General features: G+C 69.8%; 18 protein-coding genes. 6 read left to right on the top strand and 12 right to left on the bottom strand.

The window, feature by feature from the left end; translation table 11 throughout:
* The first annotated feature begins 25 nt into the window (after positions 1–25).
* Together ACODTB_RS16825 and ACODTB_RS16820 are read left to right on the top strand one after the other, a co-directional pair.
* Positions 26–1,690 carry a Na/Pi cotransporter family protein gene (locus ACODTB_RS16825; RefSeq protein WP_488929509.1) on the top strand — a complete coding sequence of 555 codons (1,665 nt, stop codon included), beginning with the start codon at positions 26–28 and terminating at the stop codon, positions 1,688–1,690.
* Between the two features lie 76 nt (positions 1,691–1,766).
* Positions 1,767–2,915: an aminotransferase class V-fold PLP-dependent enzyme gene (locus ACODTB_RS16820; protein ID WP_488929508.1), complete on the top strand. Its 1,149-nt coding sequence runs from the start codon at positions 1,767–1,769 to the stop codon at positions 2,913–2,915.
* A gap of 153 nt (positions 2,916–3,068) precedes the next feature.
* Here the strand turns inward: ACODTB_RS16820 and ACODTB_RS16815 are convergent, their stop codons facing one another.
* The gene (locus ACODTB_RS16815) at positions 3,069–4,064 is read right to left on the bottom strand and encodes a quinone oxidoreductase family protein (RefSeq protein WP_488929507.1); all 996 of its coding nucleotides are present in this window, start codon (positions 4,062–4,064) and stop codon (positions 3,069–3,071) included.
* A 120-nt stretch (positions 4,065–4,184) separates the two neighbouring features.
* Between ACODTB_RS16815 and ACODTB_RS16810 the strand changes: the two genes are divergently transcribed.
* Entirely contained in the window at positions 4,185–5,126 is a 942-nt protein-coding gene (locus tag ACODTB_RS16810; RefSeq protein ID WP_488929506.1) for a DMT family transporter, read from the top strand.
* On the opposite strand, the gene ACODTB_RS16805 is transcribed toward ACODTB_RS16810, so the two are convergent.
* The 9 genes from ACODTB_RS16805 to ACODTB_RS16765 form a co-directional block, all read right to left on the bottom strand.
* The gene (locus ACODTB_RS16805; RefSeq protein WP_488929505.1) at positions 5,127–7,055 is read right to left on the bottom strand and encodes a methyl-accepting chemotaxis protein; all 1,929 of its coding nucleotides are present in this window, start codon (positions 7,053–7,055) and stop codon (positions 5,127–5,129) included.
* 203 nt (positions 7,056–7,258) lie between these two features.
* Positions 7,259–8,056: an SDR family oxidoreductase gene (locus ACODTB_RS16800; protein ID WP_488929504.1), complete on the bottom strand. Its 798-nt coding sequence runs from the start codon at positions 8,054–8,056 to the stop codon at positions 7,259–7,261.
* 15 nt (positions 8,057–8,071) lie between these two features.
* Positions 8,072–9,010, bottom strand: a complete 939-nt coding sequence (locus ACODTB_RS16795) for a DMT family transporter (RefSeq protein WP_488929503.1) — start codon at positions 9,008–9,010, stop codon at positions 8,072–8,074.
* Between the two features lie 72 nt (positions 9,011–9,082).
* The gene (locus ACODTB_RS16790) at positions 9,083–10,648 is read right to left on the bottom strand and encodes a tripartite tricarboxylate transporter permease (protein WP_488929502.1); all 1,566 of its coding nucleotides are present in this window, start codon (positions 10,646–10,648) and stop codon (positions 9,083–9,085) included.
* A 21-nt stretch (positions 10,649–10,669) separates the two neighbouring features.
* On the bottom strand, positions 10,670–11,176 hold the full coding sequence (locus ACODTB_RS16785; protein ID WP_488929501.1) for a hypothetical protein: 507 nt from the start codon (positions 11,174–11,176) through the stop codon (positions 10,670–10,672).
* A gap of 25 nt (positions 11,177–11,201) precedes the next feature.
* Entirely contained in the window at positions 11,202–13,019 is a 1,818-nt protein-coding gene (gene tfpB, locus ACODTB_RS16780) for a type IV pilus assembly ATPase TfpB (RefSeq protein ID WP_488929500.1), read from the bottom strand.
* A 7-nt stretch (positions 13,020–13,026) separates the two neighbouring features.
* Positions 13,027–13,809 (bottom strand): spermine/spermidine synthase domain-containing protein, encoded by a 783-nt coding sequence (locus ACODTB_RS16775; RefSeq protein ID WP_488929499.1) that lies wholly within the window; start codon positions 13,807–13,809, stop codon positions 13,027–13,029.
* 393 nt (positions 13,810–14,202) lie between these two features.
* Positions 14,203–14,700 (bottom strand): DNA-deoxyinosine glycosylase, encoded by a 498-nt coding sequence (locus tag ACODTB_RS16770; RefSeq protein ID WP_291121695.1) that lies wholly within the window; start codon positions 14,698–14,700, stop codon positions 14,203–14,205.
* Positions 14,697–15,530, bottom strand: a complete 834-nt coding sequence (locus ACODTB_RS16765; RefSeq protein ID WP_488929498.1) for a TatD family hydrolase — start codon at positions 15,528–15,530, stop codon at positions 14,697–14,699. The genes ACODTB_RS16770 and ACODTB_RS16765 overlap by 4 nt, the downstream gene beginning before the upstream one ends.
* 77 nt (positions 15,531–15,607) lie before the next feature.
* Here ACODTB_RS16765 and ACODTB_RS16760 point away from each other — a divergent pair, with 77 nt between their 5' ends.
* Positions 15,608–16,033: an META domain-containing protein gene (locus ACODTB_RS16760; RefSeq protein WP_488929497.1), complete on the top strand. Its 426-nt coding sequence runs from the start codon at positions 15,608–15,610 to the stop codon at positions 16,031–16,033.
* Between the two features lie 82 nt (positions 16,034–16,115).
* Here the strand turns inward: ACODTB_RS16760 and lolD are convergent, their stop codons facing one another.
* Together lolD and ACODTB_RS16750 are read right to left on the bottom strand one after the other, a co-directional pair.
* Positions 16,116–16,790, bottom strand: coding sequence for a lipoprotein-releasing ABC transporter ATP-binding protein LolD (gene lolD, locus ACODTB_RS16755; RefSeq protein WP_291121692.1), 675 nt, complete (start codon positions 16,788–16,790; stop codon positions 16,116–16,118).
* 87 nt (positions 16,791–16,877) lie between these two features.
* On the bottom strand, positions 16,878–18,134 hold the full coding sequence (locus ACODTB_RS16750; RefSeq protein WP_291121691.1) for a lipoprotein-releasing ABC transporter permease subunit: 1,257 nt from the start codon (positions 18,132–18,134) through the stop codon (positions 16,878–16,880).
* 52 nt (positions 18,135–18,186) lie between these two features.
* On the opposite strand from ACODTB_RS16750, the gene ACODTB_RS16745 reads away from it, so the two are divergent.
* Both ACODTB_RS16745 and recJ read left to right on the top strand, forming a co-directional pair.
* Complete coding sequence (locus tag ACODTB_RS16745) at positions 18,187–19,182, top strand: phosphoglycerate mutase (RefSeq protein ID WP_291121690.1); 996 nt, start codon at positions 18,187–18,189, stop codon at positions 19,180–19,182.
* Entirely contained in the window at positions 19,179–20,915 is a 1,737-nt protein-coding gene (gene recJ / locus ACODTB_RS16740; protein WP_291121689.1) for a single-stranded-DNA-specific exonuclease RecJ, read from the top strand. The genes ACODTB_RS16745 and recJ overlap by 4 nt, the downstream gene beginning before the upstream one ends.
* The last annotated feature ends 97 nt before the right edge of the window (positions 20,916–21,012 follow it).

Genomic DNA, 21,012 nt, shown 5'->3' with positions numbered 1-21,012 from the left:
TCCGGGGCGTATAGTTTTGAGGTTCATGAAACATCTGCTGGACCTTCTCGCGGCCATCGCCTTGCTGGTTTGGGGCACCCACCTGGTGCGGGCCGGCGTGCTGCGCGTCTTCGGCAGCAACCTGCGGCAGTTCCTCGCCGCGAGCATGGGCAACCGCTTCACGGCCGCCCTCTCCGGCCTGGGCGTGACCGCCCTGGTGCAGTCCAGCACCGCCACCGCACTGATCACCGCCTCCTTCGTGGGCCGCGGCCTGATCGCGCTGCCCGCTGCCCTGGCCGTGATGTTGGGCGCCGACATCGGCACCAGCCTGATGGCGGTGGTGTTCTCCTTCGACCTGTCCTGGCTCTCGCCGCTGTTCATCTTCCTGGGCGTCACGCTGTTCATCTCGCGCCAGGGCACGCCCGTGGGCGACTTCGGCCGGGTGCTGATCGGCCTGGGCCTGATGCTGCTGGCCCTGCGGCTGATCTCGGCCGCCACCAGCGTGCTGACGCAGAACCCCGCGGTGCAGCTGATGCTGGAATCGCTCACCAGCGATCTGTTCCTGGAAATCCTGCTGGGTGCCGCGCTGGCCGTGGTGGCCTACTCCAGCCTCGCGGTGGTGCTGCTGGCGTCCTCCCTGGCGCTGCAGGTGGTCGGGCTGGACGTGGCCCTGGGCATCGTGCTCGGCGCCAACCTGGGCAGCGGGCTGCTGGCCGTGATCACCACCGCCAAGTCCGGCATCAGCACCCGCCAGGTGCCGCTGGGCAACCTGCTGTTCAAGGTGCTGGGCGTGGCCATCGCGATCTGGCTCATTCCCCTGTGGCTGCAGGTCATGCAACCGCTGGTGCAGGACCCGGCCACGCTCACCGTGCTGTTCCACCTGAGCTTCAACCTGATGGTCGGCGCGGTCTTCATCGGCCTGACCAAGCCGGTCGCCCGCATGGTCAACCGCCTGCTGCCACTGAAGAAGGACAAGAGCCCGCTGGACCGGCCCAACCACCTCGACCCCTCGGCCCTGGCCACGCCCTCGCTGGCCATCTCCTGCGCCGCGCGCGAGGCCATGCATCAGGCCGACGTGGTCGAGACCATGCTGCGCGGCGTGGTCACCGTGATCCGCAACAACGACGCCAAGCTCTCGCAGGACCTGCGCAAGCTCGACGACACCGTCGACAACCTCTACTCCTCGATCAAGTACTACCTCACCAAGATCTCGCGCCAGCAGCTCAGCGAGGCGGAGAGCCGGCGCTGGACCGACATCATCAGCTTCACCATCAACATGGAGCAGATTGGTGACACGGTCGAGCGCGTGCTGCTGGACATCGAGGACAAGAAGATCCGCAAGGGCCGCAGCTTCTCCGAGGCCGGCATGGCCGAGATCACCGAGCTGCACGCGCGCCTGCTCGACAACCTGCGCCTGGGCATGAGCGTGTTCCTCAACGGCAACGTGCGCGACGCGCAGAAGCTGGTGGAAGAGAAGGTGCGCTTCCGCGACATGGAGCGCGAGTACGCCGCCACCCACCTGGACCGGCTCTCCGGCATGACCCCGCAGAGCATGGACACCAGCTCGCTGCACCTGGACCTGATCAGCGACTTGAAGCGCATCAACTCGCACATCTGCTCGATCGCCTACCCCATCCTCGACAGCGCGGGCGTGCTCGCCCCCAGCCGCCTGCGCGAGCCCACACCGCCTTCGCACGCCAGCCGGCTCTGAGGATCCGCACGGCTGCAAGCCCGGGAGGGCTGTGCTACGCTGGCCCTCCGTTTTCGCGCCCGACACAGGAGACAACATGCCCGGACTGCTGCCCCACATCGACCCCGACGGTCTGCTCGAGTTCTCGGTCGTCTACACCGATCGCGCGCTCAACCACATGTCCAAGCGCTTCCAGGGCGTGATGACCGACATCTCGGCCATGCTCAAGCGCGTCTACGGCGCGCATTCGGCCGTGCTGGTGCCCGGCAGCGGCACCTTCGGCATGGAATCGGTGGCGCGCCAGTTCGCGCAAGGAAAGCATGTGCTGGTGATCCGCAACGGCTGGTTCAGCTACCGCTGGACGCAGATCTTCGACATGGGTGGCATCCCCGCCAGCCACACTGTGATGAAGGCGCGCCGCATCGGCGAGGGCGCGCAGGCGCCCTGGGCGCCGGCCCCGATCGACGAGGTGGTGGCCACCATCGCGCGCGAGAAGCCGGCCCTGGTGTTCGCCCCGCACGTGGAAACCGCGGCCGGCATGATCCTGCCCGACGACTACCTCAAGTCCGTGGCCGATGCGGTGCATGCGGTGGGCGGCCTGTTCGTGCTCGACTGCATCGCCTCCGGCGCGATGTGGGTGGACATGAAGGCCACCGGCGTCGACATCCTGATCTCGGCCCCGCAGAAAGGCTGGAGCAGCTCGCCCTGCTGCGCCATGGTGATGCTCAGCGAGCGCGCCCGCACGGCCATCGACGCCACGCAGAGCACCACGTTTGCCATGGACCTCAAGAAGTGGCTGCAGATCATGGAGACCTACGAAGGCGGCGGCCACGCGTACCACACCACCCTGCCCACCGACGCGCTCACCCGCCTGCGCGAGACCATGAAGGAAACCGAGGCCTACGGCTTCGAGCGCGTGCGGCAGGAACAGCTGGCATTGGGCACGCAGGTGCGCGCGCTGCTGGTGCGCCACGGCTTTCCCAGCGTGGCCGCGGCCGGCTTCCAGGCGCCGGGCGTGGTGGTGAGCCACACCACCGACCCCGACATCCAGTCGAGCAAGAAATTCCTCGCGCAAGGCCTGCAGACCGCCGCCGGCGTGCCGCTGCAGTGCGACGAAGGCCCGGACTTCAAGACCTTCCGCATCGGCCTGTTCGGCCTGGACAAGTGGCACGACGTGCCCGCCACGCTTCAGCACCTGGAGCGGGCCCTGGCGGAAGTGATGCCCAGGCAGGCTCAAGCGGCCTGATTTCGCGCCTGGACCTCGCGGGATCGGAGTGCCATGGCGCTCTGCTCCGCGAATGTCCCCCGGCGGCTGGTGCCGCCTCCTCCTTGACTTCGCTGCGCAGAACGCCAGCGCACCCCGATCCGGGGGCAGTGTGTCGGAGCTGCAGCATGAGGTTCAGGGCAACAGCACCGTGCAACCGGTGGTGGCTCGCGCTTCCAGGCTCTTGTGCGCAGCCTGCACATCGGTCAGGGCGAAGCGCTGGTCGATCCGCACCTTCACCTTGCCGCCCTCCACCACCGCGAACAGGTCGTCGGCCATGGCCTGGGTGCGCTCGCGGCTGTTGATGTGGGCGAACAGGGTCTGGCGCGTCACGTAAAGCGAGCCCTTGGACGCCAGGATGCCGGGCGCGAACGGCGGCACCGGGCCCGAGGCATTGCCGAAACTCGCCATCAGGCCGAAGGGGCGCAGGCACTCCAGCGACTTGTCGAAGGTGTCCTTGCCCACCGAGTCGTAGACCACCTTCACACCCTGGCCGTTGGTGATGTCCTTGACGCGCGCGGCGAAATCCTCGGTGCGGTAGTTGATGGCGTGCACCGCGCCGTGTTCCAGCGCCAGCGCGCACTTCTCGTCGGAGCCCGCGGTGCCGATGAGCTGCAAGCCGAGCGATTTCGCCCACTGGCAGGCGATCAGGCCCACGCCCCCGGCAGCGGCGTGGAACAGCACGAAATCGCCCGCCTCCAGCCCCTCGACCGGCCGGCAGCGCTTGAGCAGGTACTGCGCGGTCAGGCCCTTGAGCATCATGGCCGCGCCGGTCTCGAAGTCGATCGCGTCGGGCAGCCGGCAGACGTTCATCGCCGGCATCACACGCACATCGCAATAGCTGCCTGGCGGGTTGCCCGCGTAGGCCGCGCGGTCGCCCGCCTTGAGGTGCGTCACGCCCTCGCCCACCGCCTCGATCACGCCCGCGCCTTCCATGCCCAGCGCCAGCGGCAAGGGGAAGGGGTACAGGCCGGTGCGCTGGTACACGTCGATGAAGTTCAGGCCGATGGCGTGGTGCCGGATGCGCACCTGGCCCGGCCCGGGTTCACCCACGCTCACGGTGTCGATCACCAGTTGTTCGGGGCCGCCCACGGCATGGATGCGCACGGCGCGGCTGGTCTGTTCGCTCATCTCGGTTCTCCTCGGGGTTCGAAAGCGGCCATGCTGCCACGAAACGCCCGCCCAGCCGATGGCGCCTTGCATCACCCCCAGGCCCTCGCCGGGCATGGGCTCGCGGGTACAGTGCGGGCCATGTCCCAGAACGCCAGTGCCCGCCTCAGCCCCACCACCCTCCTGCTGCTCGTCATTCCGCCCCTGATGTGGGCGGGCAACGCGGTGGTGGGCCGCATGATGCAAGGCGTGGTGCCCCCGGTCACGCTGAACTTCCTGCGCTGGACCCTGGCCTTCGCGCTGTTGCTGCCGTTCGCCGGCCGGGTGCTGCGCCCGGGCCCCGACGGCCTGTGGCCGCACTGGCGGCGCTTCGCCCTGCTGGGCCTGCTGGGCGTGGGCTGCTACAACGCCTTCCAGTACGTGGCCTTGAAGACGTCCACGCCGATGAACGTGACCCTGGTTGCGGCCAGCATGCCGGTCTGGATGCTGCTGCTGGGTCGGATCTTCTATGGCGTGGCCATCTCCCGGCGCGCGGCGCTGGGTGCCCTGCTCTCGCTGTCCGGTGTGGCGGTGGTGCTCTCGCACGGCGAGCTCGACCACCTGCTGGCGGTGAAGCTGGTGCCGGGCGACGGCTGGATGCTGCTGGCCTCGTTGCTCTGGGCCTGGTACAGTTGGCTGCTGGTGCGCCCCAAGCCCGGCACGGAGCCTGCCCACATCAAGGCCGACTGGGCCGCCTTCCTGCTTGCGCAGATCGTCATGGGCGTGCTGTGGTCGGGCCTGTTCGCCGCGGGCGAGTGGCTCACGCTGCCGCCCTTGCCCGAAGGGCAGCACCCCATCCAGTGGGGCTGGCCGCTGGCCGCCGCGCTGGTGTACGTGGCCGTGGGCCCTTCGCTGGTGGCCTACCGCTGCTGGGGCGCCGGCGTGGCGCGCGTGGGCCCGGCCATGGCCTCGTTCTTCAACAACCTCACGCCGCTGTTCGCCGCCCTGCTCTCGGCCACCCTGCTGGGCGAGCTGCCCCGGCTCTACCACGCGCTCGGTTTCGTGCTGATCGTGGGCGGCATCCTGGTCTCGTCGAGAAAGTGATCAGGCGAGCCTGAACGCCGCCACCGCCTGCACCAGCTGATCGGCCTGCGACTTCAGGCTCTGCGCCGCGGCGGCGCTTTCCTCCACCAGCGCGGCGTTCTGCTGCGTGGCCTGGTCCATCTGCGTCACCGCCTCGCCGACCTGCGACACACCATCGCTCTGCTCGCGGCTGGCCGCGCTGATCTCGCCCACGATGTCGGTCACGCGGCGGATCGAGCCCACCACCTCGCTCATGGTGCTGCCGGCCTGGTCCACCAGCGCCGTGCCCTGCTCCACGCGGTCCACGCTCACCTCGATCAGGCCCTTGATCTCCTTGGCCGCGGCGGCGCTGCGCTGCGCCAGGCTGCGCACCTCGGCCGCCACCACCGCGAAGCCCCGGCCCTGCTCGCCCGCGCGCGCGGCCTCCACCGCCGCGTTGAGCGCCAGGATGTTGGTCTGGAAGGCGATGCCATCGATCACGCTGATGATGTCGGCGATCTGGCGCGAGCTGTCGTTGATGCCCTTCATCATGTCGACCACCCGGCTCACGGCGTCGCCGCCCTGCGTGGCCACTTCGGAGGCGCAGATCGCCAGCCGGTTGGCCTGCTGCGCATTCTCGGCGTTGAGCTTCACGGTGGAGCTCAGCTCTTCCATCGAGGCGGCGGTTTCCTCCAGCGCCGAGGCCTGCTGCTCGGTGCGCGCCGACAGGTCGTGGTTGCCCTGGGCGATCTGCGAGCTGGCCGCGGCCACGCCCTCGGCGTTGCCGCGCACGCTGCCCACCACGCGGGTCAGTTCGGCCTGCATGGTCGACATGGCCTGGAGCAACTGACCCATCTCGTCGCCGCCACCCGATGGCACGGCCTGGCTCAGGTCGCCGGCGGCCACGCGGGCCGCCACCGTGCGGGCCAGCTCGGCCGGGCGCGTGATCGAGCGGCCGATGACGATCGCGAAGGCCACGCCCGCGCCCAGCAGCGCCGCGATGGTGCCCAGCACCCAGCCCAGCTCGCCGCGCTGTTCGGTGTAGCGGCTGTCGATCTCCACGCCCAGTTCCTTCGTCGCGCGGTCGCTCAGCCCGTACATGCCGTCGATCGCGGTGGTCGTGGTCCTGAAGTAGTCGGCCGATCCGTACTGCAGCACGGGCGCCTCGACGATCTGCTCGCGCGCCAGCTTGAGCGCACCTTCGAATTCGTTGCGCGCCTGCGCATGCGAGGCGGCCAGGCGGGACTTGAGGGTGGTGTCGTGTTCGAACGCCTTCTCCAGGCTGATGTCGAGCTCGCGCACACCGACGCGCGCGCGCTCGACCAGGCTGGCGATCTGCGCCTTATCTTCCGGCGTGGCCGACTGGCGCACCAGCAGCGCGGACCCGCGCGCGCGCGCCTGGCCCAGCATCTCGGTCAGGCGCGGCATCTGCTGCAGCGTGCCGATGATCAGGAAGTAGGTGGACTTGTCCGGGTCGGAGGTCAGACCGAAGTGGTCCGACACGCGGTCGTTGAGCTCGATCAGGCCCGCAATCATCGCGGTGTGGCGGGCGAAGCTCTCCGGCCCGGCAATACCGCGCGCGGCCACCGCCTGCGACAGCGACTGCCATTGCTCCACGATGCCCCGCCAGTCGCGGCGGATGCGCGCGTCGTCCACGTCGCTGGCCAGCAGGGCCTCGAAGCGCTGCACCGCCTGCTGCACCTCGGCCGCGCGGGCCTGGCGCTGAGGCTCGGCATCGGCTTTGCCACCGAGCACAGTGGCCGTCATGCCGCGGTGGATCTGCGCCAGGCGCACCACCTCCAGCAGCGAGCGCGAAGGCGCCAGGCCCTGGCGCTCGGCCTCGATGGCGGCGAGTCCACCCAGCGCGTCGCGCACATAGGCCGTCAGGGGCACGGCCACCAGCAAGGCGGCGATGAGTCCGAGCAGGACGAGCTTGTGGACCAGGCGCAGGTTTCGGATCAGGGACGGCATGAGCGGGCGATCGAGGAGGGTTGGACGTGGTCCAACTATCGACGGGCACCCCCACAAGTTGAGGCATCAACGCACGACTTTTTCTCGGCGGTTTTCATTCGGAAAAACCGCATGGAAGTGGTGCGGAAAATGCGCCTCGGCGGTGCGTTTTCACCGCTTTTCGACACCCTCGCACAAGCCTGGTGCAAGGGTGCCGCGCGGCCTCAGAACGTGCCTGGGTAGGCGCCGCCATCGGCCAGCACGTTCTGGCCCGTCATGTAGCCCGCGTGCACGCTGCACAGGAAGGCACAGATCGCGCCGAACTCCTGCGGGTGGCCAAAGCGCTTGGCCGGGATGGTGCTGCGGCGCGCGTCCATCACGGCGTCCAGCGGCTGACCCGCCTTGCTGGCGGCACCGGCCATGGTGGTCTTGAGGCGGTCGGTCTCGAAGGCGCCCGGCAGCAGGTTGTTGATGGTCACGCCCTGCGCGGCCAGCGGGCTGCGCGCGGCACCGGCCACGAAACCCGTGAGGCCGCTGCGCGCGCCGTTGGACAGGCCCAGGATGCCGATGGGGGCCTTCACCGCGCCCGAGGTGATGTTGACGATGCGGCCGAAACCGCGCTGCGCCATGCCATCCACCAAGGCCTTGATGAGTTCGATCGGCGTGAGCATGTTGGCGTCCAGCGCCTGGATCCAGTCGTCGCGCTCCCACGAACGGAAATCGCCCGGCGGTGGGCCGCCGGCGTTGTTGACCAGGATGTCGAAGGCCTTGCCCGGCCCGCCCGCCACCGACAGCGCGGCCGCGCGGCCTTCGGTCGTGGTGATATCGGCCGCCACGCCCAGCACGTTGACGCCAGGTGCCGCAGCGCGCAGCGCGCCCACCGCCGCGTCGAGGTCGGCCGCGCCGCGCGCGACCAGCACCACGTTGACGCCCTCGGCCGCGAGCGCCTGCGCGCAGCCCAGGCCCAGACCCTTGCTCGCGCCGCACACCAGCGCCCATTTGCCCTTGATGCCCAAATCCATGTGAATCTCCTGAGGTTATTTTTTCGGTGCCGAGCCGAAGCGCGTCACCAGGAAGACGCCGCCGAGCACCAGCACCGTGCCCGCGACGATCCAGCGGTTGAAAGGTTCGTCCAGGATCAGCACGCCCATCACGATGGTGGACATGGGGCCGATCATCCCCGTCTGCGCCGACAGGCCGGCGCCGATGCGCTCGATCGCCATCATCACCATCACCACCGGCGCAAAGGTGCACAGGGTGGCGTTGAGCAGCGAGAGCCAGATCACTTCGGGTGCCACGGCAGCCGCGCTCATCGGCCGCAGCAGCACGAACTGCAGCAGGCACAGCACGCAGGCCACGCTGGTGGCCAGACCCACCAGTCGCATGGAACCCAGCCGCTTGACGAGTTCGCCGCTGTACACGAGGTAGATGGCGTAACTCACGGCGCTGCCGAACACCAGCACCGTGCCCAGCCAGACATTGGGCCCCTGGAAACCCGCCTCGTGGCCGAACACCAGCACCACCCCGCCATAGCTCACGGCCATGGCGATGGCCTGCAAGCCGGTGACGCGCCGCTTGTAGATCACCCAGCCCAGCAGCAGCACCAGCGTGGGGTTGAGGTACAGGATCAGCCGCTCCAGGCTCGCGCTGATGTACTGCAGGCCCCAGAAATCCAGAAAGCTCGCGAGGTAATAACCGGTGAAGCCCAGGCCGAACACGCCCAGCCAGTCGTGCCGCGACAGCGGCGCCGGCTTCTCGCCACCGGGCCGGTGGCTGGCCCACCAGGCCAGCGCCAGGAACAGCGGCAGCGCGAACAGCATGCGGTACATGATGAGCGTGACCGCATCGACCCCATGCCGGTAGGCCAGCTTGACGATGATGGCCTTGCCGCTGAAGGCAATGGAGCCCGCGCTGGCCAACAGCAGGCCGGTGGCGAGGTGGGGCGAGGGGTGGGAAGCGGAAGGCGCGGCGGGCATCCAGTCGATTATCCGGGCGCGGGGAAGGGCCCGTGGCGCGCGGGGCTTCGTCTTTGGCGATGGCAGGCTGCGTCAGTCCGGCGCGCGCCGGCGCGGCTGCAGCACCACGACCAGCAGCAACAGGATGGCCACCATCAGCAGCAGTGCCGAGACCGGCCGCTCCAGGAACACGAACCAGTCGCCGCGCGAGAGCCGCAGCGTGCGGCGCAGTTGCTCTTCCAAGCCCGGGGCGAGCACGAAGCCCAGCAACAGCGCCACGCCCTCGCAGCCCAGGCGCTGCAGCACGAAGCCCAGCAGGCCCAGCCCGATGACCAGCCACACGCCCCAGCCGTGCGGGCCGAGCGCCAGCGCGCCCAGGCCGGCGGCCACCAGCAGGCCGGCCAGCACCGCGCGGCGCGGCACGCGCAACACGCCCAGCAGCACAGGCGCCCACCAGCGCGCCAGCGGCAGGTTGAGCAGCAGCAACAGCAGGTTGCCCACCCACATGGACACCAGCAAGCCCCAGAACAGCGAGGGCTGCACGCCCATGACCGAGGGGCCGGGCTCGATGGCGTGCAGGCCGAGCGCGCCCAGCAGCAGCGCCATCACGGTGTTGGGCGGCAGGCCCAGGGCCAGCATGGGCAGGTAGGCGGTCTGCGCGCCCGCGTTGTTGGCGGCCTCGGGCGCGGCCACGCCGCGCAGGTTGCCCTGGCCCAGTGGCGGCGTGCGGTGGCGCGAGACCATCACTTCCAGCCGGTACGCCGCCAGCGAGGACAGCAGCGCACCGCCGCCCGGCACCACGCCGAGCACCGCACCCAGGCCGGTGCCGCGCAGCAGGGCCGGCAGCGCGTCCCTGAGTTCCTCGCGCGTGGGCCGCATCGCCATGCCCGAGACCACCGATGTGCTCGGGGGCGTCTCTCGCACAGGCGCCGCAGGCGCCAGGGCGGAGAGGCCCGCCAGTTCGGCCGCCACCGGCGCGACCACGAAAAAGCCCAGCGCCAGCGCGATGAAGCCCACGCCTTCGGTCAGGCCGTGGTGGCGCCCCATCCAGGGCTCCAGGCCTTCGGGCACGAAGCGCGCGGTGCCGGTGTGCACGTCCCAGCCCGTCAGGCCGAGCAACAGGCCCAGCACCGTCATGGCCAGCGCCTTGAGGAACGAACCCGAAGCCAGCACCGTCGCGCCCACCAGCCCGACAACCAGCAGCAGGAACCGCTCGGCCGCACCGAACTGCAGGCCCAGGGACACCACCGCCGGCGCAAGCAGGACCACCAGCGCGATGGCCAGGCAACCGGCGGCGAACGAACTGATGGTCGCCACGGACAGCGCCACGCCCGCCCGGCCCTGCAAGGCCATCGGATGCCCGTCGTGGCTGGTCATCACCGACGAGGCCTCGCCAGGCTGGTCGAGCACGATCGCCGGCAGCGAGCCTCCGTACTGCGCGCCGTAGTAGACGCCCGCGAGCACCAGCAGCGCGGGCAGCGCGGGCAGGCCCAGCGTGGCCGGCAGCAGCAGCGCGATGGCGGCCACCGGCCCCAGGCCCGGCAGCACGCCGAACACGCTGCCCAGCAGCACACCGAGCGCGATCAGGCCCAGCGCCTGCCAGCCCCACACCGCGGCCAGTCCCTGCGCCAGCGAATCCCACCAGGAAAAGTCCACCATGCCCGTGCGTCCCTGCGGTATTCAGCGCAAGGCGCGCGTGGGCCACAGCGGCAGGTCCAGCCCCAGGGGGCCGATCCACAGCGCACACACCACCGCCGCCAGCGCGATGGCCCACAACCACACGCGGCCGCTGGCGCCGCCGGGCTCACCCGGCACCACCGCCAGCACCAGACCCGACACCCCCGCCGCCAAACCCAGCGTGGGCCAGCCAGTGAACCAGGCCCCGATCCATGGCCACTGCGCCGGCCCGCTGCACAAGGCCAGCCACAAGAGGCCGCCGAGCACGCGCAGCAAGGGGCCCCAGCCCCAGTGCCGCACGCGCCCGCCGCCCAGGGCCTCGAAGGTCAGCGCCTTGAACAGAATGAGCAGGCCCAGCAGCGCCAGCACGAGGCCCAGCAGCAGCGGCACATACCCCGGGCCCATCTGCGCCGCCGAGCCCAGCACATGGCGCGAGGCGGCCCAGCCGAAACCGACGCCCAGGGCCAGGAACAGCAGCCCGGCCAGAAAGTCCTGCAGGTTCTTGATCATGCGTCGTGGTGACCGCGCGGACGGCTCATTGCACGGGCGGCGTGCAGGCCAGCACCTCGTCCATGGTGGTCAGGCCCTCGGCCACGCGCGCCGCGCCCGCCAGGCGCAGCGGCCGCATGCCATCCTGCACGGCCTGCCGGCGCAGCGCGTCGAGCACGGGCTCGCGGCTGACCTTGTCCTTGAAGGCCTCGGTGACCACCAGCAGTTCGTACAGGCCCATGCGGCCTCGGAAGCCGGTCATGCGGCAGTCCACGCAACCCACCGGCTGGTAGGGCCGGTAGCTGCCGCTGACCTGCCAGGGCTTGACCAGCTCGGTCAGCGTCGCCCGCGAGGCCGCGATCTCGTCCTGGTCCTGTGGCTTGCGGCAGGCCGGGCACATCGTGCGCACCAGGCGCTGGGCGAGCACGCCCAGCACGGTTGCGTTGATCAGGTAGGGCGGGATGCCCAGCTCCATCAGCCGCATGATGGCCGAGGGCGCGTCGTTGGTGTGCAGCGTGGTGAACACCAGGTGACCGGTGAGCGCGGCCTGCACCGCCATTTCGGCGGTGGCCAGGTCGCGCACCTCGCCCACCATGATGATGTCCGGGTCCTGCCGCATCAGCGAGCGCAGGCCCTGCGCGAAATCGAGATCCAGGTGGGGTTGCACCTGGGTCTGGTTGAAAGCCGGCTCGATCATCTCGATCGGGTCTTCCACCGTGCTCACATTCACCTCTTCCGTGGCCAGGCGCTTGAGCGTGGCGTACAGCGTGGTGGTTTTGCCCGAGCCGGTGGGGCCGGTCACGAGCACGATGCCGTGCGGGTGCCGCGTGAGGCCTTCCCAGCGCTGCGCGTCGTGCGCGGCGAAGCCCAGGGCGCTGAGGTCCTTCACGGTGGACTCGGGGTCGAAGATGCGCATGACCAGCTTTTCACCGAACGCGGTGGGCAGGGTGGACAGGCGCATCTCCACCTCGTCGCCGCGCGCGCCGCCCACGCCCGGGCGCAGGGTCTTGATGCGGCCGTCCTGCGGGCGGCGCCGCTCGACCACGTCCATGCGGCCCAGCAGCTTGATGCGCGCGGTCATCGCGTTCATCACGCCGATGGGCATCTGGTAGACGGGGTGCAGCACGCCGTCGATGCGGAAGCGGATCACACCCTGCTCGCGCCGGGGTTCGAGGTGGATGTCGCTGGCGCGCTGGTCGAAGGCGTATTGCCAGAGCCAGTCCACCACCTGCACCACACCCTGGTCGTTGGCGTCGAGCTGCTTGTTGGCCTTGCCCAGTTCCACCAGCTGTTCGAAGCTGCCGAAGCCGCCCGGCGCGCCGCTCTTGTTGGCCGCGCGCACCGACTTGGCCAGCGCGAAGAACTCCCCGGTGAAGCTCTTGATGGACTGCGGGCTGGAGAGCACCAGGCGCACGCTGCGCCGGGTCTGGCGCTCCACCTCGGGCACCCAGTCGCGGATGAAGGGCTCGGCCGTGGCCACCACCACCTCGCTCGGGCTCACCAGCACCGGCAGCACCTTGTGGCGTTCGGCGTAGGCGGCGCTCATCACGTCGGCCACCTTGCCCACATCGACCTTGAGCGGGTCGATGCGCATGTACTCCAGGCCGCTGCGTTGGGCGAGCCATTGCGTGAGCATCTCCACGTCGAGCACATGCTGGTCGGCCCTGCGCGACATGCCCACCACCGCCAGCCGCTGCAGCGGGTGCTGCGAACTGTGCGCCGACGCGCAGCGCGTGGTGGTTCGCTCGGCCTCCTCGGCGGAGATCACACCGTCCTCGCACAGCCAGCCCACGAGGCTGCGCCAGTCGAGCGGGCCATCGAATGTCTTCTGTTGTTGCTGCGGTGGCGTCGGCGGGGTCTTCATGCGTCGATCAGGATACCGGTTTGAACAGCCGCAGCCACTTCACAGCGGGTAAACCCCAGCGCGCCTGCACCGCTTCGGCGCGCGCCAGCAGGGCCATGCGGGTGGGCCGCTCGGCGGTGCGTTGGGCCAGCACCACGGTGTTGCCTTCGCGGGTGGGCTTGAAGGCCCAGACCGCGTCGGTGCCGAAGGCGGCGCAGATGCTTTGCAGCGAGCGCTCGTAGCTGGCGTCACGGCCGAAGAGGTTGACGGTCAGGCAGCCGTCGTCGGTGAGCGCGGCGCGGCAATCGGCGTAGAAGTCGGGGCTGTCGAGCACGGGCGCGGCGGCCTCGTGGTCGTAGAGGTCGACCTGCAGCGCGTCGTAGGCGCCGGTGTGGTCGGCACGGCGGATTTCTTCTCCCGCGTCGGCCAGCAGCACGCGCAGGCGCGGTCCGTCGGCGGGCAACTTGAACCACTGCCGGCACACCGCGACCACCTGCGGGTTGATCTCGATGGCGGTGGTGTCCATGCGCAGTTTCTTGAAGCAGAACTTGGTGAGCGCGGCGGAGCCCAGGCCGAGCTGCAGTGCGCGGCGTTTGGGCACCGAGTCCGGATCGACGAAGAGCAGCCAGGCCATCATGCGCTGGACGTAGTCGAGTTCGATGTCGAACGGCGACTCCAGCAGCATCGAGCCCTGGATCCATTCGGTGCCCAGGTGCAGGAAGCGCACTTCGCTGTCTTCGGAGATGGTCACGTCCGGCAAGGTCTGGACCGAGCGCCGTGCGCGAGCGGCGGCGTTGGCGCCGGCCTTCATGCCTTGCCCTCGCTGTTGCGCGGGAATTGTTCGGAGGGGTGGGGGGAATGCTGCATCTTGGTGTCTGGCCTTGGGAGGACGATTATGAACACTGTGTCGGGTTGGGTTTTTCTCCGGCGGCTCCCTGCGGTTCGGGGCGGGGGGCCGACTCCGCTCATGTCCCCCGACCCGGCTTTGCCGGGTCTCCTCCTTTACTTCGCTGCGTCGGCCCCCCCGCCCCGAACCGCAGGGTTGGTAGCGAGAGATTCGTGTGCCTGCCTGTTGTCGGCCCGGAGCGATGGGGCGTTCTGCGCAGCGGGGTAAAGGAGGAGAACCGGCGAAGCCGGTTCGGGGGACACCCGCGGAGCAGAGCGCCCCATCGCTCCGGGCCCGCGAGGTCCCACCCCAAAAACCTCAGCCCCCCACCCCATGCCGACGCAGCACCTCGGCCCAAGCCGCCAGCTTGCGATCAAAACTCCAACTCGCATTCGCCGGACTCGTGGAAGGCAAGCGGTACACCGGCACCCCCAGCTTCTCCGTGTGTCGCGAATGCCGGAAACTCTCGCCCCCGTTGTGGGCGATCGCCTCCAGCATCGGGCACTCACGCAGCACCATCGAAAAATCGTTCAACTCCGCATTCAGAATGTTGGCGTCCAGGCTCCCCTCGCGCTCGCAGGCCCCGTACACATCCCACACCCCCAGCCCATGCTCGCGCAACGCCGCCACCCGCTCCGCGTACACCATCGCCGGCAAAGGCAAGGCCCACAAAGCCCCCAGGATCTTCCAGAAATGGTTCTGTGGATGACCGTAATACTGCTGTGCCCGCAACGACGCCACCCCCGGAAAACTGCCCAGCACCAACACCCGCGTGTTCGCGCTCAACACCGGTGCCAGACCCTGCAACCGGCTCATGCCAAAGCCCCCAGCCGTGGCAATGCCGCCAGGGCATTCGCGGTGCTCGCCACCATCAGATCCTCCACCGGCATGCCCCGCAAATCCGCCACCACCGCCCCAATGCGCGGCAGCTCCGCCGGGCTGTTGATGCCCTGCGCGCGCCCGGCCTCACGCTCGGCCGCCGTCACGTACAGCCAATGCGGCGGAATGTCCGGCGCGTCGGTCTCCATCACCAACGCCGACAAGGGCAATGCGGCCGCGAGCCGGCGCAACTGGCGCGCGGGTTCGAAGGTGCTTGCGCCACCAAAGCCCAGCTTGAAACCCAGATCGATGAAAGCCTGCGCCTGCTGTTCGCTGCCGTTGAAGGCGTGCGCGATGCCGGTCGCCGGCAGTTCACGCAAATGCTTGAGCAACAGATCGGCGCTTCGCCGCACGTGCACGATCACCGGCAGGCCGTGCTTTCGCGCGAGCCGAAGCTGCGCGCGGTAGAAGGCGGTCTGCCGCTCACGCATCTCGGGGGTGCAGAGCTCTGGCACGAAAAAATCCAGACCGATCTCACCCACCGCCACGAGGCGGGGATCGTCGCGATGATCGGTGAGCACCGCGTCCAGGGCCGTGAGGTCGTCTTCCGTCGCCTTGGGCACGCACAGCGGGTGGATGCCCAGCGCATAGGCGTCGCCCAGGCGGTGCGCGAGCAGGCGCACGGTGTCGAAATTGAAGCGCGCCACGGCGGGAATGACGCACCGGCCCACGCCGCGCGCGGCCGCGATTTCACGCAGGCTGATCGCGAGCGCGTGGTCGGCGCCGAACTCGGGCGCATCCAGATGGCAGTGTGTGTCGATCCACATGGCGGTATAACGGGCCATTGTGCCGGCAAGCCGCTTGCCCACCCGAACGCTCAACCCGCAACAAGGAGGAAATCACCATGTCACACACCACCCGCCTCGCCTGGCTTGCTGTTCCCGCCCTGCTGGCGCTCAGCGCCTGCGCCCTGCCGGGCGTGCCCGCCCCTGCCCCGCTGGTGGGCAGCGAATGGCAGCTGGAAGACCTGGGTGGGCGCGGCGTGCTGGACCGTGTGCAGGCCACCCTCGCCTTCCCGGAAGCCGGGCGCGTGGCCGGCAACAGCTCGTGCAACCGCTTCTTCGGTTCGTACACCCTGATGCAGGACCGCGTGGCCTTCGGCCAGCTCGGCGGCACGCGCATGGCCTGCCCTGAAGCGGTGAACGACCAGGAGACGCGCTACCTGGACGCGCTGCAGAAGGCCCAACGTCTGGAAGTGAATGGGAGGACGATGCTGATGCACGTGCAGGGGCTGGACAAGCCGCTGCGCTTCACCCGAACAAAACCCTGAGCCCCCACGCTCCGCCGCTGCGCGGGTCGCTGCCCCCCAAGGGGGCTGATCCGCCTTGGGAGCGGCCCGGCGGCGGATCGCCTTAAGTCAGGACCCCTGCCGTCAGCCGCAGCACACGGGCGCAGCGGGCCGCCAGGGCCTCGTCGTGCGTGACGACGATGAAGGCCGTGCCCTGGTCGCGGGCCAGTTCCAGCATGAGCTGGAACACGCCCTCGGCGGTGCTGCGGTCCAGGTTGCCGGTGGGCTCGTCGGCCAGCACGCAGGCCGGTTGTGTCACCAGCGCGCGCGCGATCGCCACGCGCTGGCGCTCGCCGCCCGACAGCTCGGCCGGCCGGTGGTGCAGGCGCTCGCCCAGGCCCACGCGCGCGAGCATCTGCTCGGCCTGCTGCGCCGCCTCGGCGCGCGGCAGGCGGCGGATCCACAGCGGCATGGCCACGTTGTCGCGCGCGCTGAACTCCGGCAGCAGGTGGTGGAACTGGTAGACGAAGCCCAGGTGCCGGTTGCGCAAAGCGCCTTGTTGCGTGGCGCTCAGGCCCGAGAGGGTCTGCCCCATCAGCTGCACGCTGCCGCTGGTGGGCGCGTCCAGCCCGCCGAGCAGGTGCAGCATGGTGCTCTTGCCCGAGCCCGAGGCGCCGACGATGGCCACGGTTTCGCCCGCGCGCACCGCGAGGTCCACGCCCTTGAGCACGGTGACATCGAGCCGGCCTTCGTGAAAGCGCTTGGTCAGGCCTTGGGCCTGAAGTACTGTTTGTGTCATAGGGGTTTCGCCGCCGGGCCGCCCCAAGGCGAAACGCGCCCCCTCGGGGGGCAGCGACCCGCGCAGCGGTGGAGCGTGGGGGTCCGTTCACTCATAGCGGAGGGCTTCAGCGGGGTTGACGCGACTGGCGCGCCAGCTCGGGTAGATCGTGGCCAGGAAGGCCAGCACCAGCGAGATCACCGCGACCGGCACGATGTCGGTCTGCTGCGGATCGCTGGGCATGCGGCTGATGAGGTAGATGTCCTGCGGCAGGAAGCTCGCGCCCAGCAGGCGTTCGAGCGCGGGCACCAGGGTGTCGATGTTGAACGCCACACCCAGGCCGAGCAGCAGGCCCGCACCGGTGCCGATGATGCCGACCATGGCGCCCTGCACCATGAACACGCCCATGATGCTCTGCGGGCTTGCGCCCAGCGTGCGCAGGATGGCGATGTCGGCGCGCTTGTCGGTCACCGTCATCACCAGCGTGGACACGAGGTTGAACGCGGCCACGGCCACGATCAGCGTGAGGATGATGAACATCATGCGTTTCTCGAGCTGCACGGCGGCGAACCAGGTGCGGTTCTGGCGCGTCCAGTCGCGCACCAGCAGGCCGGGGTCGAGGTCGGAGGCGATGGACAGGGCCACCTCGCGCGCCTGGTGCAGGTTCTTGATCTTCACGCGCACGCCGGTCGGGCCTTCCACGCGGAAGATGCGCGCGGCGTCATCCTGGTGCAGCAGGGCCAGGGCCGAGTCGTACTCGAAGTGGCCCGAATCGAAGGTGCCTACCACCGTCATCTGGCGGATGCGCGGCACCACGCCGGCCGGCGTCACCTGGCCGTTGGGCGCGATCAGCGTGACACTGTCGCCCGCGATCACGCCCAGGCTGCGCGCCAGCTCGCCGCCGAGGATGACGCCGAACTCGCCGGGCACCAGGCGCGGCAGCATGGTGTCGGCCAGTTCCGCTGCCAGGTCGGTCACCTTGGGTTCGAGCGCGGGGTCGATGCCGCGCACCAGCGCGCCTTTCATGTCCTCGCCGCGCGCGATCAGCGCCTGCGCGCCCACGAACGGCGCGGCGCCCACCACCTCGGGGTGGCGCTCGATGCGGGCCAGCGTGTCGGCCAGGTTGGGAATCGCCTGGCCGCTGGGCTCGAACACCTCGATGTGCGAGAGCACGCCCAGCATGCGGTCGCGCACTTCCTTCTGGAAGCCGTTCATCACCGAGAGCACGATGATGAGCGCGGCCACGCCCAGCGCGATGCCCAGCATGGACACGCCCGAGATGAAGGAGATGAAACCGTTGCGCCGGGTGGCGCGGCCGGCGCGGGTGTAGCGCCAGCCCAGAATGAGTTCGTAAGGGGTTTGCATGCAATAGGTGGTGGGATGCAGCGGGCATTGTGGCATCCCCGACAATCACGGCATGCCCGCCCCCTACCCGGCCTCTGAGCCTCGCCTGCACCTGCTGGTTCCTTTCGCCAGCGCGAGCGACCCCGCCTGCCGCGCCGCGCTCCCGGGTTTGCCATTGCCCCAGCTCACCGCGCTGCTGGCCGAACTGGTGCCCGTCTACACCGACGCGGGCGACGACCACAGCCTGAGCCCGCCGCACGAGCGCGCCTTGGCGCAGGCGCTGGGCCTGCTGCGCGCCGACGGCTGCCCCTTCGGCGACGGCCTGATCCCCTGGGCCGCGATGGAAGACGCGCAACCCGACACGCCCCAGGCCTGGTTCACGCCCTGCCACTTCCAGGTCGGCATGGAACAGGTGACGCTGTTGCCCGGTGATCAATTGGGCCTGAGCGACGACCACTCGCGCGCGCTGTTCGACGCCCTGGCGCCCTATTGCGCCGAAGACGGCATCACCCTCACCTACCAGTCGGCCACGCGCTGGCACGCGCGCGGGGAGCCGCTGCGCGGCATCGCCTGCGCCAGCCTGGACCGGGTGAGCGGCCGCTCGGTGGAGGCCTGGATGGCCGAAAGCACGGCCAACCCGGCCGGGGGCCTGCTGCTCAAGCGCCTGCAGAGCGAGGCGCAGATGCTGTTCTACACCCACGCCGTGCACGACGCGCGCGAGGCCGCGCGGCTGCACCCGGTCAACGGCTTCTGGGTCAGCGGTGCCGGCGCGCTGGACCGCCCCATCGCACCACAACCTGAACCGATCCAGCCCGATGCGCTGCGCCGCGCCGCGCTGCAGGCCGACTGGGCCGCGTGGCAGCACGCCTGGGCCGAGCTCGACGCCGGCCCCATCGCCGAGTGGCGCGAGCGCGCGCAACGCGGCGAGGCGGTCACCCTCACCCTGTGCGGCGAACGCGCCGCGCAGCGTTTCACCAATGCCCCCCGAGGCGCCGGCGCGCGCCTGGGCCGCCTCATCAAGAACCTGCTTGGCCCCACCCCGGCCTGGAAGACCCTGGACACCCTATGAAGATCATCACCCGCGACGTGCCTCCCCGTGCCGCCTGGGCGCTGGAGCAAAGCGGCCTGCACCCCCTGCTGGCGCGCCTGTTCGCCGCGCGCGGCATCACCAGCAAGGACGAGCTCGACGACGCGCTCGCGCGCCTGCTGCCCCCCTCCTCGATGCTCGGCGCCCAGGAGGCCGCGCGCGCGTTGGCCGACGCGATGGCCGCCAGCAAGTCCATCTGCATCGTGGCCGACTACGACTGCGACGGTGCCACCGCCTGCGCGGTCGGCCTGCGCGGCCTGCGCCTGCTGGGCGCGCCCCTGGGGTTCGACCGGGTGAACTACCTGGTGCCCGACCGCGTGACGGACGGCTATGGCCTCACACCCTCGATCGCGAAGCGCGTGAAGGCCCAGGGAGCCGACGTGCTGGTGACGGTGGACAACGGCATCGCCAGCGTGGACGGTGTGCGCGCCGCGCGCGAGCTGGGCCTGGAGGTGATCGTGACCGACCACCATTTGCCCGCGCTGAAGGACGGCGGGATCGCCCTGCCGGTGGACTGCATCATCGTCAACCCCAACCAGCCGGGCTGCGCCTTCGAGAGCAAGTCGATCGCGGGGGTGGGCGTGATGTTCTACGTGCTGCTGGCGCTGCGGGCCGAGTTGCGCGAGCGCGGTGTGTTCACCGCGCAGAACCAGCCCAAGATCGACACCCTGCTGCCGCTGGTGGCACTGGGAACCGTGGCCGACGTGGTCAAGCTCGACGCCAACAACCGGCGCCTGGTGGCGCAGGGCTTGAAGCGGGTGCGCGCGGGTGCGATGCCGCCGGGCATGACAGCGCTGTTCAACGCCGCCGCGCGCAAGCCGGCCGCCGCCACCGGTTTCGACTTCGGCTTCGCCCTGGGCCCACGCCTGAACGCAGCGGGCCGCCTGGCCGACATGACGTTGGGCATCGAGTGCCTGACCACCGAGGACGCACTGCGCGCCGACGAACTGGCGCGCACGCTGGACGGCATCAACCGCGAGCGCAAGGCGATCGAGGGCGACATGCGCGAGCAGGCCTTGCAGATGGCCGAGGAGATGTTCGACGAATCCGAGGAGCCGCCGCCGGCACTGGTGGTGTTCGACCCCGACTTCCACGAGGGCGTGGTGGGCATCGTGGCCTCGCGGCTGAAGGACAAGCTGCACCGCCCCACTTTTGTGTTCGCGGCCAGCGGTGCCGAGGGCAAGGAGCACGAGCTCAAGGGCTCGGGGCGCTCGATCGCGGGTTTCCATCTGCGCGATGCGCTCGACCTGGTGGCCAAGCGGCATCCGGGGGTGTTGTTGCGGTTTGGTGGCCATGCGATGGCGGCGGGCTGCACGATCGATGAGGAGCAGCTGGAGACTTTCGAGGCGGCCTTGCAGCAGGTGGCGCACGAGTGGCTGGACGCCGCGACGTTGCAACGCCGCATGGAGGCGGACGGCCCGCTGGACACGAAGTACCGTCGCGCGGACCTGGTGGACACCTTGCACCAGGAGGTGTGGGGTCAGGGGTTTGCACCGCCGGTGTTCTGCGAGGAGGTGGTGGTGGTGTCGCAGCGTCTCGTGGGCGAGAAGCACCTGGCGTTGAAGCTCAAGCACCAGGGTGAACCGGTGGACGGCATCTGGTTCGGCCACACGGAGCCGCTGCCCTCTCGGGTGAAGATTGCTTTCCGGCTGGATGCGGATGAGTGGCAGGGGCAGCGGCGCGTTCGCTTCCTGGTGGAGGCGGCGGAGGTCTGAGCTTCCCTTCGTTCGTTGTACCTCGCGGGCCGCCAGGGTGTGGGCGCTCTGCTCCGCGGGTGTCCCCCGCCCCGGCTTCGCCGGGGCTCCTCCTTTA

The organism is Hydrogenophaga sp. FG152 (genome assembly GCF_057809615.1).
Note: the sequence above shows the minus strand (reverse complement) of the source record. Positions and strands in the feature narration are given on the sequence as shown.

Bases quoted from the DNA above. Each gene is read 5' to 3' on its own strand.
- ACODTB_RS16825 (WP_488929509.1), top strand. From the start codon at position 26: ATGAAACATCTGCTGGACCTTCTCGCGGCCATCGCCTTGCTGGTTTGG.
- ACODTB_RS16820 (WP_488929508.1), top strand. From the start codon at position 1,767: ATGCCCGGACTGCTGCCCCACATCGACCCCGACGGTCTGCTCGAGTTC.
- ACODTB_RS16815 (WP_488929507.1), bottom strand. From the start codon at position 4,064: ATGAGCGAACAGACCAGCCGCGCCGTGCGCATCCATGCCGTGGGCGGC.
- ACODTB_RS16810 (WP_488929506.1), top strand. From the start codon at position 4,185: ATGTCCCAGAACGCCAGTGCCCGCCTCAGCCCCACCACCCTCCTGCTG.
- ACODTB_RS16805 (WP_488929505.1), bottom strand. From the start codon at position 7,055: ATGCCGTCCCTGATCCGAAACCTGCGCCTGGTCCACAAGCTCGTCCTG.
- ACODTB_RS16800 (WP_488929504.1), bottom strand. From the start codon at position 8,056: ATGGATTTGGGCATCAAGGGCAAATGGGCGCTGGTGTGCGGCGCGAGC.
- ACODTB_RS16795 (WP_488929503.1), bottom strand. From the start codon at position 9,010: ATGCCCGCCGCGCCTTCCGCTTCCCACCCCTCGCCCCACCTCGCCACC.
- ACODTB_RS16790 (WP_488929502.1), bottom strand. From the start codon at position 10,648: ATGGTGGACTTTTCCTGGTGGGATTCGCTGGCGCAGGGACTGGCCGCG.
- ACODTB_RS16785 (WP_488929501.1), bottom strand. From the start codon at position 11,176: ATGATCAAGAACCTGCAGGACTTTCTGGCCGGGCTGCTGTTCCTGGCC.
- tfpB (WP_488929500.1), bottom strand. From the start codon at position 13,019: ATGAAGACCCCGCCGACGCCACCGCAGCAACAACAGAAGACATTCGAT.
- ACODTB_RS16775 (WP_488929499.1), bottom strand. From the start codon at position 13,809: ATGAAGGCCGGCGCCAACGCCGCCGCTCGCGCACGGCGCTCGGTCCAG.
- ACODTB_RS16770 (WP_291121695.1), bottom strand. From the start codon at position 14,700: ATGAGCCGGTTGCAGGGTCTGGCACCGGTGTTGAGCGCGAACACGCGG.
- ACODTB_RS16765 (WP_488929498.1), bottom strand. From the start codon at position 15,530: ATGTGGATCGACACACACTGCCATCTGGATGCGCCCGAGTTCGGCGCC.
- ACODTB_RS16760 (WP_488929497.1), top strand. From the start codon at position 15,608: ATGTCACACACCACCCGCCTCGCCTGGCTTGCTGTTCCCGCCCTGCTG.
- lolD (WP_291121692.1), bottom strand. From the start codon at position 16,790: ATGACACAAACAGTACTTCAGGCCCAAGGCCTGACCAAGCGCTTTCAC.
- ACODTB_RS16750 (WP_291121691.1), bottom strand. From the start codon at position 18,134: ATGCAAACCCCTTACGAACTCATTCTGGGCTGGCGCTACACCCGCGCC.
- ACODTB_RS16745 (WP_291121690.1), top strand. From the start codon at position 18,187: ATGCCCGCCCCCTACCCGGCCTCTGAGCCTCGCCTGCACCTGCTGGTT.
- recJ (WP_291121689.1), top strand. From the start codon at position 19,179: ATGAAGATCATCACCCGCGACGTGCCTCCCCGTGCCGCCTGGGCGCTG.